Below are 13,545 nucleotides of genomic sequence, written 5' to 3'. Positions count from 1 at the left end.
GCATACATTGATGCAAGTTTGAGCCGAGTAAGTGGCGAGCAAAAAATACTAATTTCAACTCATCAGCAGCAATAAACTCCATAGATTAATTTATCAAATGATAGTGATTTAGAAATTAAATAGACTAATGACGTTGCCTATCAGATTGATAATAAACTAAAAAGAGGGACTGGAAGTTTTACACTTCTTTGAATGATTGATAATAATTAGTAAGAAAATCAACTAACGCCCTTACAGCTGGCAGTAGGCCGCGCCTAGAAGGGTATACAAGATGAATAATATCTGTTTTCGGTTGCCACCGAGGTAGTAAATGAACCAATGAGCCATCTTTTAATTGCTCCATAACCATAAGCACAGGTAATTCAACGACGCCAATTGCTTTTAAAGCTGCGTTACGTAATGCAATCATATCGGTTGTTACGTAACGTGGTATATGACTAACTTTAGCTTCTTGATCATCAGGACCATAAAGCAGCCAATGGTAATGATGCTGCGGTTGGCCTAAGCCTAAACTTGGCCATGCTGATAGCTCTTCAGGTCTTTGGGGTAAACCATATTTATTAACAAGCGCAGGGCTTGCTACTAAACATTTACCTCTTTGTGATAATACTCTTAACACGAGTTCACTATCTTCAATCGGGGCTGGCCTGACTCTGATAGCTACATCAATTCCTTCAGCAATTACATCGACTCGGCGGTTAGTTGCTTCGAGTTGAACGTTTACTTTTGGATATTGTGCCATAAAATCAGCGAGTACTTGGCCAATATGAACATGAAGTAATGCAATTGGGCATGATAGCTTAATGGTGCCGCAGGGCTCAGCATGAGTGAATTCTACAGCTTCTTTCGCTGCTTCAGCCTCCACAAGCATTGCTTGGCAATGAGAAAGAAACGTCATACCAATTTCAGTTACTTTAAATTGACGAGTTGAACGATATATCAATTTAACATCTAGCCTATTTTCTAAGGCGGAAATTCGTCTACTTAGCTTTGATTTTGGAATACCCAGCGCTCGTCCAGCAGGCGCAAAGCCACCATATTCTACTGTTTTTGCAAAATAATATAAATCATTAAGATCTTGCATAGTGCCACCACCATCGTTCTTTTAATAGAACGATGATACTCATTTTTGCTATCTACTCAAACTTATATTTAAAAACTAAACTAATAAGCACGTTAAACAATAGGAGTCAGTAATGAAAAAAGTTGAACGTGTTTTTTCTACTCCCGATTCGCACTGGGTGGGAGATGGTTTCCCGGTAAAAACATTATTCTCATATCAGCAACAGGGAAAATCTATTAGCCCGTTTTTGTTACTTGATCATGCTGGACCAATGCAATTTTATCCCACTGAGCATCAACGCGGTGTTGGTGAACATCCGCATCGAGGTTTTGAAACAGTCACTATTGTGTATCAAGGAAAAGTCGCACATAAAGATTCTACTGGTGAGCAAGGTGTAATTGGTGAAGGTGATGTGCAATGGATGACAGCGGCAAGCGGAATTTTACACAAAGAGTTTCATTCAAACGCCTTTGCTGAAACAGGGGGCGTATTAGAAATGATGCAGTTATGGGTCAACTTACCCAAGGTCGACAAGATGTCTGCACCTAAATATCAAAGAAATTAAAGCAAAGCAAATCCCTTGTGTGGCTTTGCCTGATAAAACCGGTTTTTTACGTGTCATTGCAGGGCAGTTAGCTAACAAAAAAGGACCTGCATCAACTCACAGTCCTATTTTAGTGGCGGATGGTGAAATCAAAACTTCAGGTCACTACCATCTTGCGTTACAAGATGGTTGGACAACGATTGTTGTTGTTCGTGATGGACAGTTAAAACTAAATGGAAAAATTTTATCTAATAATCAAACACTCGCTATTTCGGGATCAGATCATGGGCTTTCTATAGAAGCACTTAGTGATAGTAAGTTGTTAATACTTTCAGGAAAGCCAATTGATGAACCAATTATTGGTTATGGCCCTTTCGTAATGAATAGCGAAGCTGAGATAAAACAAGCGATTACAGACTACCAAACGGGAAAGTTTGGTCGTTTAACGCGCATTTAGGTTTTCTAAATGCAAATGGTGCATTGCACACTTTTATATAGGAGAAATGAAGATGACTAAACCTTATGTTCGTTTAGATAAAGAAGATGCAGCAGTTCTTCTAGTCGATCATCAAACTGGCTTATTGTCATTAGTAAGAGATATTGACCCCGATAAATTCAAAAATAATGTGTTAGCGCTGGCAGATTGTGCTAACTACTTTGGAGTTACCAACTATACTTACTACAAGTTTTGAGGAAGGGCCAAATGGTCCCCTTGTACCGGAACTAAAACAAATGTTTCCTGATTCGCCTTATATAGCTCGCCCTGGTCAGATCAATGCATGGGATAACGAAGATTTTGTTAAGGCAATTAAAGCAACAGGTAAAAAGCAATTAATAATTGCTGGAGTCGTAACAGAAGTATGCGTGGCATTTCCTGTTTTATCAGCAATTGAAGAAGGCTTTGATGTATTCGTAGTCACTGATGCATCTGGTACGTTTAATCCGATGACAAGAGATGCCGCATGGGATCGAATGTCAGCAGCAGGTGCACAAATGATGTCGTGGTTTGGTTTAGCATGCGAACTACACCGTGATTGGCGAAATGATGTAGAAGGGTTAGGAGAGCTGTTCTCAAACCATATACCAGATTACCGTAATTTGATTAACAGTTATACAACATTTAAATCATAGTAGTAGATAAAATAAGGCGTGAGAATACACGCCTTATTGTTTCAAAATATTATAGTGGGGATAAAAATGAGTAGTCAAAGCCAAATAACTGAAATGTCATGTGATATTGAGGCAGGTTGTGGTGCAATTACAAAAATAGTTCATCCAAAAGAAAAAAACCTTGGCGGTTTTTGTGTACGCCGTACATTACCTAATCAAGCCATAAAGAATATCGGGCCTTTTATATTTTTCGATCACATGGGACCTGCAACCTTTGCAGCAGGTGAAGGAATTAATGTTAGGCCGCACCCACACATTAATATCGCAACGGTAACTTATTTATTTGAGGGGGAAATTTTACATCAAGATTCAATTGGTAGTGAGCAGGTTATTCGACCGGGAGATTTAAACCTTATGGTAACAGGCTCAGGTATGGTTCATTCTGAAAGAGAGCCTGCAAGGGTTAAAAATCAAGTGCACTCGGTACATGGCTTACAACTTTGGCTAGCTTTACCAGAACAAGATGAAGAAACGGATCCTGCATTTTATCATTACCGCGCACAAGACTTACCCCAATTGGAAATCGATGGTGTTAGTGTAAGAATAATGATAGGAACAGCATTCGGATCTACATCACCAGTAAAAACTTACAGCTCGACACTTTATATTGAATCGTATTTAAAAGCAGGGCAATCATTGCTGCTGCCTAATGCTGCGCAAAGAGGTTTGTATGTTGTTTCTGGTGAGTTAAAGTTAAAAAACACTCAAGTAACTGAACATTCAATGGTTGTACTCGATGCAAACGAACATGTCACAATCACAGCACATAAAGATAGCCAAATTGCACTCATAGGAGGCGAAAGTTTAGGTAAGCGATATGTTGATTGGAATTTTGTTTCTAGTAATAAGCAGCGAATAGAGCAGGCCAAACAGTTATGGGACGACAGGCAGTTTCCAGAAATAGTAAATGATGCAGATGAATTTATCCCATACCCAGTTGCGGGGAAATAGGGATAGCTGTAGTTATGTAATCTGGTAAGAAAACTTATTATTTTTTACATACAGAATCAGTTTTCAAAGTGGCTTCACAGGCTTTAGCGTCCTCTGACAGCCAATGTTGAATATCTGACTTAGCTGTACATCCAGCATCTTCAATTAGTAATATTTCCTTTTCACACAGCAATAAGACTGCGTTTTGCTCTTGAATAACGATTTTCAACTGATAGTTTTTAAATGGTTCAAGTTTGCTTTTATCGCCTCTTATTGCGGCTAATAGCAGTTTTTGTGGGTCAGTATAATCTTCAGAACCAAACTTTAATGTTCCATCAACAGCAGCGGACATATCTTTTAATTGTGAGGCAAGATCTGCCATTTTTTCAGGATCATGAGAACTAGGTAACTGGGAGCAGCCAACAGATAAAATTATAGTAAAGAGTATAATCAGTTTTTTCATATTAAATATTCCATGCCGTTAAATTGCCGTTTTCATCTTTGCCAGTGTCTAAATTCCAGTTACAAATTTGACTGCATTGTTCATCATTAAAAATGTCGTTAGCAACGATTGATATAAAATGTCTTATATTTTTAACAGCTAAATCGAAAATGAAGTCGTAATGCATTAGTCCGTTGGGGGTATTAAGTTGCTCAATATAAGAGTAATCAATCTCATCTTGGCGAGGGTAGAGTAGCCCGTTATTTGCCGCTACATGCCTTGCCCATGGAAAAAGTCTATATCCTTCTTCAGCATGACCAACAACCAGTTGAAAGCCTGAATGCCACGCATCAAAATCAGGAGCTGCTGATTGTGCATAGTCTGGGTGAATATTTGATAAAATATGTTGCCACAGTTTTTTAATATCTTCATCAAGGCAGTTATTCTGGTTGGTACATGATCCAATATTAAGTTGAACGCGATCAGCAAGGCCAATTTCACCCAAGTTTAACCTTGGCCAAATGTAAGCGTCTTGATTCATTTCACAAGTTCGGTGGTCAGTTTGGTTTTGCTCATATGGGCCCACTTTAAGCTCGACCACCGGATGAATGGTGATATCAGCCGCAACATGCGACATATACCCACACAGCCAAGCAAAGCATTTTTCTTGTGCTGTTCCCTCTAGATTTTTGCAATACTTTATAGCTTCTTTAATTACATCACCGGTTTTTTGATAATGCATTAAATCAGCCCATTTATTTTGCTCTGAATTGCCAACCGCTAGATAAGGATAATCAGGTGACACGCAACCTAATTCAATATATTTTTGGTTTGTGCTTAAGATGAATTTTGCGTGATTTGGAATATTCATTCTTGAAAGGGCGTTATTATCAGTTGCTAAATTAGCAGCTGTTATATGTGCGAATGCACCTGGCATGAGTAAATCCTTCTACTTAATCTCTAATGTATTAACAACTTACAATAGCTGACTTATTAGTTAAGTAATACAAGTTTATAAATAATGGCTGTTAGTTGTAAAGCGAGAAGTAATAATGAGCGATGAGTATAGAAAAGAATAAATGGTCGGTATGGAGAGATTCGAACTCTCGACCCCTGCCACCCCATGACAGTGCGCTACCAAGCTGCGCTACATACCGACGTTGGAAAGCAATATACGTAATATTTTTGAAAAATCAATAAGCTTTTGTTTGTTTGAACGTTTATTGAGCGAGCCAAGTGTAAATACTTAGCTCTAAGGACAATTTTAATCATTTAACCAATCATTGATCGATTTATACATCTCGTCTCGTAGAATTGGTTGGGCTGTTTTGTTAGGGTGTATATTGTCGTTTTGCATCAAGCTTTTATCTGTTGCGACTTTAAGTACAAAAAACGGCATTAAGTAGCTATTTGTTTCATTAGCTATGGTAGCAAAGCTTTCTGTGAACATGCCTGTATAACGTGGGCCATAGTTAGGAGGAATATGTATTTCCATTATTGCCACCTGTGCACCCGTTTGTTTACTAGTTTGTACGAGAGACGTTAAATTGTCTTGCAGCTTTTTAATCGGGAAGCCACGCAGGCCGTCATTGCCACCAAGCTCAATAAGTACATGGCTAGGCTGAAACTCATTAAGAAGGCTGTTTAAGCGACGTAAAGCACCACCTGTGGTTTCACCACTGATACTGGCATTAACAAGCTGAATATTAACTTGCTCAGCGTCGTATTTATCTTGTAACAATTTAACCCAGCCTTGTTCTTGTTTTAACCCGTAGGCGGCACTTAAACTGTCTCCTAAAATTAAAATTGTGTTGTCAGCTGCTGCAGTAAGTGGTTTGATTACTAACAGTAAAACGAAAATAAAACGTAGGATTGAATACATCATATGTCAGCGCTATCTCAATTAAATATTATTCAGGTTAATGGTCTTTCTAAAACGGTATCAACCCTGGAAGGGGATTTGCCCATCCTCAGCGACATCAGCTTTAATGTCAAGTCTGGCGATTCAGTCGCAGTTGTGGGCACGTCAGGCTCTGGTAAATCAACATTATTGAGTTTACTGGCAGGGCTTGACCAATCGAGCGAAGGTGAAATCTTTTTAGATGGCGAACCACTTCATGCATTAGACGAAGAAGCCCGTGCCGCACTAAGAGCCTCTAAAGTTGGCTTTGTATTTCAATCTTTTATGTTAGTGCAAAGCCTGACTGCGCTTGAGAATGTGATGCTTCCTGCTGAGCTTGCAGGGGAGCAAAATGCAAAACAACAAGCGCTTGAGTTACTTGAAAAAGTAGGTTTGAGCCACCGTATAGAGCATTATCCGTCTCAGCTGTCAGGGGGGAGCAGCAACGTGTTGCCATTGCGCGTGCATTTATAGGCACACCTAAAATTTTATTCGCTGATGAGCCATCAGCAAACCTCGATAGCAAAAACGGTAAGATGATTGAATCTCTACTGTTTGAATTAAACCAGTCCCATGGCACAACGCTCATCCTAGTGACCCACGATGATGCGCTCGCCCAAAAATGTCAGCACATTTTGCAAATAGAAGCGGGTAAGCTCGTAAAAGATACCAGTGAGGATGTGGCTAATGTGGGCTAAATTAGCGTTAAAATTATTTAGCCGTGAGTTTCGTCGCGGTGAATTAACGGTGATCTGTGCAGCGATCGCTTTAGCTGTATTGACCGTTTTAACTTTGTCTATGGTAACCGACCGAATAGGTCAAAGTATTGCACAAAAGAGTAGTGCATTTATTGCTGCAGACCGTGTGCTGGCAAGTAGCCATGCATTACCTGACGACTACTTAGCCGAAGCAAGTAGCTATAACTTAAAAACAGCCACATTGACTTATTTCGATACCATGCTTTTTGCTAATGATGAAATGCAATTAAGCTCAGTTAAAGCTGTGTCGGAGCATTATCCGTTAAAAGGTGAGCTTAAGGTTAAATCAAGTTTAACTGCAAACGTCGAAGTCGCAACCCAAGGGCCAAATGTTGGTAATGTTTGGTTTAGTGAGTCTGTTTTTTATGCATTAAACGTAAAAGTTGGCGATTCAGTTGAGTTGGGCGCTGCGCAATTTACTATCGAAAAAGTATTAGTGGAAGAGCCTGATGCACCTTTTAATATCTTTTCAAGTAGCCGGCGCGTATTACTCAACGAAGCGGATATAGCGAAAACGCAAGTGATCCAACCCGGTAGCCGAGTATATTATCGCCAATTATACGCTGGTGATGAAAGTGACATTAGCGACTTTTATGCTTGGTTAAAACCTCAGATGAAAGAAAATCAGCAATGGTATGGCGTTAAAGATAGGCAGTCGCCAATTGCTAGGAGCTTAAATCGTGCCGAAAGCTTTTTATTATTAGCTGGGTTATTAGGCATAATATTAGCGGCTGTTGCTATTGCAGTATCAGCAAAACGTTATTGTGAACGTCAATATGATCCAGTAGCGATGATGAAAACCCTTGGTGGTAGCCGTGCAACAATCCGTAAAATATACCTTTTACACTTATCTATGGTGTGTGTGTTCTCTGTTTTGATTGGGCTATTAATTGGCTATGCTCTGCAAGGTATTGCTACTGATTATTTAGCTAAATCAATGAATAACACTTTGCCTGATGCGAGTATTAAACCATGGTTAGTCGCTATCGGTACGGGTGTAATTTGTGCGGTGATGTTTTCAATTAAACCGTTACTCGATTTATTCGATATACCGCCACTAAGGGTATTGCGCCGTAATTTAGGCGATAAATTATTAGTGAGTAAAGTGCATTTAGCGATGTCTGGCGTTACGGTGTTTTTGTTAATGTGGCTGTTTAGTAATAACTTAAAGATAACCGCTATTTTATTTGCCTCGACTCTTGTATTAATTGGTTTGTTATTTGGCTTGTCGCGGCTCATTTTTGGTGGTGGTCGTAAGCTTGGCCTGCGTCCCGGTAACAGTTGGTCGCTAGCAATTGCATCTATCCAAAAGCGGGCAAATGCCAATGCCGTGCAGTTAATTAGTTTTTTCGCTGGCAATCAAATTACTGTTGTTTTTGATTGTTCTTAAAAATGACATGATCTCAGATTGGGAGTCACAACTTCCCAGTGATGCACCCAATGCTTTTTTAGTCAACATAACTGAAACTGAGTTGCCTGAAGTGAATAAGTTCTTAGCGCAAAAAGACATTCTTGTTTCAGAATTTTACCCCACAATACGCGGTCGTGTTAATGCGGTAAATGGCGAGCTTGTTGCTCGCGAAGTCTCACTTGAAGATAACGAGAAAAAAGATGAAGAAGCTCGCTCAGGTATTGGTCGTGAGCTTAATTTAACGTGGCTCGCAGAGCCGCCTGCTCATAATGAAATTATTGATGGACAGTGGTTTTCTGACGAGGCAATTGCCGAGGCATCAGTTGAACAATCAATGCTTGATAGACTTGATATTAAGCTTGGCGATACGTTAACGTTTTTAATTGGCGCTCAATCGTTTGACGCGAAAGTCACTAGCGTTCGCAAAGTGAACTGGGCAACATTAAAACCTAACTTTTTTATTATTTTGAGCCCAGATGTATTGGCAGACTTTCCTGCAACCTATATCTCATCGGTACGTATTGAAGCTGAGCAAAAACGTGACTTTAGTGAGCTTTTACGCACATATCCAACTATTAATGCTATTGATGTTGATAGTTTTGTTAAGCAAATACGTTCGACTATATCTCAAGTATCGCTCGCAATAGGGTTTGTATTAGCCATCGTTGTTTTATGTGGTGCACTGGTGCTTATCTCGCAAGTGCAGGCAAGCCTTGGTGAACGTATGCAAGAAATTGTAATACTTCGTACTTTGGGTGCCAAAGGCAGGTTAATAAAAAATGCCACCTTGTATGAATTTTTACTGCTCGGGGCTACTGCAGGGTTTGTTGCAGCTTTGATAAGCGACGTGGCTCTGTTTATTGTGCAAAGAGAAATGTTTGAACTGGCAGGTAAATTACACCCTCATATTTGGTTAATTGGTCCTATCGCTGGCGGTGTATTTGTAGCTGCGTTAGGTTATTTAATGATTGCCAGGACAATGCGCAAAAACACGCAAGGTTTGCTACGCTCATTAGCGTAAGTTTTAATTTGCGTTATTATTAACTTGAAGTACCCGCATTAGCGGGTATTTTTTTGATTTATTGAAAATTAACAATGCACTGGTAATTTATACAGTGCTCTGGCATTATTGCCATATTAACGATTTATAGGTGTAGGTTAGCGTTTGGCTATAATTTTAGGGATCGATCCCGGCTCTCGATTAACGGGTTACGGTGTTATTGAGCATCAAGGCGCTAAATTTAACTATTTAGGCAGTGGTTGTATTAAATTGGCTGAACATGAGTTTCCTATTCGATTAAAAATGATTTACCAAGGTGTTAGCCAGCTTATCGAGCAGTTTTCGCCAACCACATTTGCAATTGAAAAAGTATTTATGGCCCATAACCCAGACTCAGCATTAAAGCTTGGGCAAGCAAGAGGCGCAGCCATTGTGGGAGCATCAATGGCTGAGCTACCAGTGTTTGAGTATTCAGCTCGGCAGATAAAGCAAGCAGTTGTAGGGCACGGTGGGGCTGATAAATCTCAAGTCCAGCAGATGGTTAAAAATATTTTAAACTTACCAGGTACTCCCCAAGCTGATGCCGCTGATGCGTTGGCTATTGCTATTTGCCATGCACACTCTGAACAAAATTTAATAAAACTAGCGGGTAGTGCTTCAAAAACCGTTAGAGGAAGATTAAGGAAGTAAACATGATCGGTCGTTTAAATGGTGTGTTAGTTGAAAAACAAGCGCCAGAAATACTCATTGAAGTCAGCGGTGTTGGGTACGAAGTAAACATGCCCATGACCTGTTTTTATGACTTACCAAATATTGGCGAAAACACCATAGTCTATACCCATTTTGTGGTACGAGAAGATGCGCAATTATTGTTTGGCTTTAATAACAAGGTAGAGAGAGCGTTATTTCGTGAACTATTAAAAGCAAATGGGGTAGGACCAAAGCTTGGGCTTGCGATTTTATCTGGCATGTCGGCGCAACAGTTTGTCAGTTGTGTAAATAATGAAGATGCAACCAGCTTAGTAAAATTACCCGGAGTGGGTAAGAAAACCGCAGAGCGCCTTGTACTTGAAATGAAAGACAGACTAAAAGACTGGGGTAATGACTTATTTACACCATTTAGCGATAATGCAGTTATTGAACCGGTTGCAAACGATACGTTGGTTGCAAATAATGCATCAGACGATGCGGTATCTGCACTCGTTTCTTTAGGCTATAAACTAGCTCAAGCACAAAAAACAGTTAAAGCTGTTGGTAAGCCTGGTATGTCTACAGAGAATCTAATTAAAGAATCTCTAAAATCAATGTTGTGAGTAAACCATGATTGAAGCGGATCGTCTCATAGACGCAAGCGAGCAAAGTAACGAAGATGTTGTTGATCGCGCCATAAGGCCAAAATTACTGGCAGATTACACTGGTCAGCCTCATGTCAAACAGCAAATGGAAATATTTATAGAAGCGGCACGTAGCCGTAATGAAGCACTCGATCATTTATTAATATTTGGCCCTCCAGGGCTGGGTAAAACCACCTTAGCTAATATTGTCGCCAATGAGCTAAATGTAAATATTAAAACCACATCAGGTCCTGTGCTTGAAAAAGCAGGAGACTTAGCCGCGCTGCTAACTAACCTTGAAGAAGGTGATGTACTGTTTATTGACGAAATTCACCGATTAAGTCCACAAGTTGAAGAAATTCTCTATCCCGCGATGGAGGATTACCAACTTGACTTGATGATTGGTGAAGGTCCTGCGGCCCGTTCAATAAAATTAGATTTGCCAGCATTTACACTAATAGGTGCAACTACACGAGCTGGGTCGTTAACGTCACCGTTACGTGATAGATTTGGCATTGTGCAACGGTTAGAGTTTTATTCAATTGCTGATTTATCAACGATTGTTGGCCGTTCTGCTCATTATTTAAATTTAGAAATGTGTGATGATGGCGCGACTGAAATCGCAAAACGTTCACGAGGCACCCCTCGTATTGCTAACCGGTTATTACGACGTGTACGCGATTACACTCAAGTTAAATCAGACGGTACTGTGAATGCGGAAGTTGCAGAGCTTGCACTTAATATGATTGATGTTGATAAAAGTGGTTTTGATTACATGGACCGTAAATACCTACTCGCCATCATTGAAAAATTTATGGGCGGGCCAGTTGGGCTTGATAATCTTGCAGCTGCGATTGGTGAAGAAAAAGAAACGATTGAAGATGTAATAGAGCCATTCTTAATCCAACAAGGGTTTATTCAGCGTACCCCTCGAGGGCGTATAGTATCTGACAACGCCTATCACCATTTTGGTCTACTCCCCAAGAAAGATTAATTTACTTAATACAGCTTTATGTTGTTAAAGCTGTATTATGCTCACTTCTGTGTGGCGCTAAGTTTGTTACTTGCCATAGTTACAAACTAAGAATATTAAAAATTCACATGCAGTTAAGCTAGAGACCTCTATCGTGTAGAGCATAATTTGCTTGAACCTGTTTTCTGTAGGCAAAAAAAAACCCGCATAAGAATGCGGGCAAACAACAAGTTGAAGGAAGTAATCCAGGGTATACAGCTTAATTAAATCATGTTTTATCATGAGCGCTTTAAGCGATGTAATACGAAAAATCAGAATCATATTACGAAGAACTGTGCTTAATAGTGTTAGCTATTACTGCGCTAGCTCGGTATGAGTGAATAATACGTAAAAGCGATGTTTTGTTCAAACTAGAAAAATTTTATTTTCAGATTAAAAAAACTAATATCAAAAAAAATTAATTTGTTTTCTTTTTGGTCATTAAATTCACGATGATTATCTATCGTTATGTTATTTAAGGTTTTTAATACTTTGTATTTTATTGTTATAGATTAGTTTATTTTTTGCTGGTCTTAATGTTTTGTTGGTTTTTGATTGTTTATGCACGGATAATGAATAAAGCGGGGGTTTTTATCGGTTTTTTGATATAAATAATCGAATAGGCTGTTGTTTTATAATATTGTTGTTTTAACTGTAATCTATTATTTTACGTCGGTTGCACAATAAAGAGGCACTCAGTTGGGTTTTCACCGTTTTTTGCTGCTAATTCGTAGCAACAGCGTTGTCAGTTCACTGCGCAGTGGATACACTAGCCTGAACTATTGGCTATATTATTGGTCATAGTCGCACTTTATAAAAAGTACGACTTTAACAAGAAATTGAATTGGGAGTTTTATTGTGGGATCAGGAATTAATTTTGTAGATTTAATCCTCGAAGCAAGTGTATTGGTACAATTAGTGATGTTAGCGCTAGTTGGCATGTCTATTATGTCATGGGCTATTATTTTTCAACGTAAAAAAGCTATTTCAGATGCGTTGTTAAATGCAAAACGATTTGAGCAAAAGTTTTGGTCTGGTATCGATTTAAGTAAGCTCTACAATGAAATTTCGTCACGCAGCAGTGCCACTGGTATTGAAGCGTTATTTGTGGCAGGTTTCAAAGAGTTTGCTCGTCACAAGAAAACCTCATTTCAAAGTGCCAGCATTGTTATGGAAGGTACCCATCGTTCAATGCGTGTTGCTTTATCCCGCGAGATTGAAAAATTAGAATCAAGTTTATCGTTTTTGGCAACCGTTGGTTCAATCAGCCCATATATAGGTTTGTTTGGTACAGTATGGGGTATTATGAATGCTTTTATCGCACTTGGTGAAGTTAAGCAGGCAACATTACAAATGGTAGCCCCAGGGATTGCCGAAGCCTTGATTGCAACTGCCATGGGTTTATTTGCCGCTATTCCTGCCGTTATAGCTTATAACCGCTTTGCAAATAGTGTTGAAAAACTTGAATCTCATTACATTAACTTCACCGAAGAGTTTGCAAATATCCTACACCGTCAAGCAGCTACACAAATAGAGGCAAAAGCGAATGTATCAGCGTAAGAAGCGTCGTCCTGTTGCAGAGATAAACGTAGTTCCTTACATCGACGTAATGCTGGTACTACTGATTATATTTATGGCAACAGCACCTTTAATTACTCATGGTGTTAAAGTTGATTTGCCTAAAATGGAAGAGTCAGATTTAGTCGATACAAAAGATACACCCCTATTATTGCGTCAATTGACTCAGCGGGTAAGTATTATGTAAGTATTGGCACTGATCCAGAAGAGCCAATGGAAGCACTCGATGTTGCTGCTGTTATTAAACTACAATTGATGAAAAACCCAGAAACGCCAGTGATGATTAAAGGCTCAGGTAAAGTATCTTATCAAGAAGTTCTGCTATTAATGGATTTCTTAAAGAATGCGGGTGTACCTTCAGTTGGTTTGATGACTGAGTCATTTGAAGGAAGTAAAGGTTAAT

At 39.3% G+C, this 13,545-nt stretch carries 13 protein-coding genes, 1 tRNA gene and 3 pseudogenes; 12 read left to right on the top strand and 5 right to left on the bottom strand.

Going from position 1 to position 13,545, the window contains the following annotated elements; genetic code table 11:
• Positions 1–178: 178 nt before the first annotated feature.
• Positions 179–1,084, bottom strand: coding sequence for a LysR family transcriptional regulator (locus ACU8V8_RS09090; RefSeq protein ID WP_446889537.1), 906 nt, complete (start codon positions 1,082–1,084; stop codon positions 179–181).
• A 112-nt stretch (positions 1,085–1,196) separates the two neighbouring features.
• Between ACU8V8_RS09090 and ACU8V8_RS09085 the strand changes: the two genes are divergently transcribed.
• The 5 genes from ACU8V8_RS09085 (at position 1,197) to ACU8V8_RS09065 (ending at position 3,728) form a co-directional block, all read left to right on the top strand.
• Entirely contained in the window at positions 1,197–1,628 is a 432-nt protein-coding gene (locus tag ACU8V8_RS09085; protein WP_446889536.1) for a pirin family protein, read from the top strand.
• A 19-nt stretch (positions 1,629–1,647) separates the two neighbouring features.
• Entirely contained in the window at positions 1,648–2,064 is a 417-nt protein-coding gene (locus ACU8V8_RS09080; protein WP_446889535.1) for a pirin family protein, read from the top strand.
• 52 nt (positions 2,065–2,116) lie between these two features.
• Complete coding sequence (locus ACU8V8_RS09075) at positions 2,117–2,299, top strand: hypothetical protein (protein WP_446889534.1); 183 nt, start codon at positions 2,117–2,119, stop codon at positions 2,297–2,299.
• Positions 2,253–2,738 (top strand): isochorismate family cysteine hydrolase YcaC, encoded by a 486-nt coding sequence (gene ycaC, locus ACU8V8_RS09070; RefSeq protein WP_446889533.1) that lies wholly within the window; start codon positions 2,253–2,255, stop codon positions 2,736–2,738. The genes ACU8V8_RS09075 and ycaC overlap by 47 nt, the downstream gene beginning before the upstream one ends.
• Before the next feature lie 66 nt (positions 2,739–2,804).
• Positions 2,805–3,728 (top strand): pirin family protein, encoded by a 924-nt coding sequence (locus ACU8V8_RS09065; RefSeq protein ID WP_446889532.1) that lies wholly within the window; start codon positions 2,805–2,807, stop codon positions 3,726–3,728.
• Positions 3,729–3,765: 37 nt separating this feature from the next.
• Here ACU8V8_RS09065 and ACU8V8_RS09060 read toward each other — a convergent pair whose 3' ends face one another.
• The 4 genes from ACU8V8_RS09060 to ACU8V8_RS09045 all read right to left on the bottom strand — a co-directional run bounded on the left by ACU8V8_RS09060 (position 3,766) and on the right by ACU8V8_RS09045 (position 6,034).
• On the bottom strand, positions 3,766–4,170 hold the full coding sequence (locus ACU8V8_RS09060) for a hypothetical protein (RefSeq protein ID WP_446889531.1): 405 nt from the start codon (positions 4,168–4,170) through the stop codon (positions 3,766–3,768).
• A gap of 1 nt (position 4,171) precedes the next feature.
• The gene (locus tag ACU8V8_RS09055) at positions 4,172–5,086 is read right to left on the bottom strand and encodes a zinc dependent phospholipase C family protein (protein ID WP_446889530.1); all 915 of its coding nucleotides are present in this window, start codon (positions 5,084–5,086) and stop codon (positions 4,172–4,174) included.
• A gap of 143 nt (positions 5,087–5,229) precedes the next feature.
• A tRNA-Pro gene (locus ACU8V8_RS09050) sits at positions 5,230–5,306 on the bottom strand.
• Between the two features lie 107 nt (positions 5,307–5,413).
• The gene (locus tag ACU8V8_RS09045; RefSeq protein ID WP_446889529.1) at positions 5,414–6,034 is read right to left on the bottom strand and encodes an arylesterase; all 621 of its coding nucleotides are present in this window, start codon (positions 6,032–6,034) and stop codon (positions 5,414–5,416) included.
• On the opposite strand from ACU8V8_RS09045, the pseudogene ACU8V8_RS09040 reads away from it, so the two are divergent.
• From ACU8V8_RS09040 to tolR, 7 genes and pseudogenes are all read left to right on the top strand, one after another.
• Positions 6,035–6,747, top strand: a pseudogene (locus ACU8V8_RS09040) (ABC transporter ATP-binding protein).
• Positions 6,737–9,239, top strand: a pseudogene (locus ACU8V8_RS09035) (ABC transporter permease). Before ACU8V8_RS09040 ends, ACU8V8_RS09035 begins: the two co-directional pseudogenes overlap by 11 nt.
• A 144-nt stretch (positions 9,240–9,383) precedes the next feature.
• Positions 9,384–9,908 (top strand): crossover junction endodeoxyribonuclease RuvC, encoded by a 525-nt coding sequence (ruvC, locus tag ACU8V8_RS09030; RefSeq protein WP_256825870.1) that lies wholly within the window; start codon positions 9,384–9,386, stop codon positions 9,906–9,908.
• Between the two features lie 2 nt (positions 9,909–9,910).
• A complete protein-coding gene (gene ruvA, locus ACU8V8_RS09025; protein ID WP_446889528.1) occupies positions 9,911–10,531 on the top strand; it encodes a Holliday junction branch migration protein RuvA in 621 nt (206 codons plus the stop codon).
• A 7-nt stretch (positions 10,532–10,538) separates the two neighbouring features.
• A complete protein-coding gene (gene ruvB / locus ACU8V8_RS09020) occupies positions 10,539–11,546 on the top strand; it encodes a Holliday junction branch migration DNA helicase RuvB (protein ID WP_446889527.1) in 1,008 nt (335 codons plus the stop codon).
• Positions 11,547–12,422: 876 nt separating this feature from the next.
• On the top strand, positions 12,423–13,124 hold the full coding sequence (tolQ, locus tag ACU8V8_RS09015; RefSeq protein ID WP_087534448.1) for a protein TolQ: 702 nt from the start codon (positions 12,423–12,425) through the stop codon (positions 13,122–13,124).
• Positions 13,111–13,544, top strand: a pseudogene (gene tolR / locus ACU8V8_RS09010) (protein TolR). The gene tolQ and the pseudogene tolR overlap by 14 nt, the downstream one beginning before the upstream one ends.
• The last annotated feature ends 1 nt before the right edge of the window (position 13,545 follow it).

This window comes from Pseudoalteromonas sp. SaAl2 (assembly GCF_052947895.1).
The sequence above is the reverse complement of the archived record's forward strand: the minus strand, read 5'-3'. Positions and strand labels throughout refer to the sequence as shown.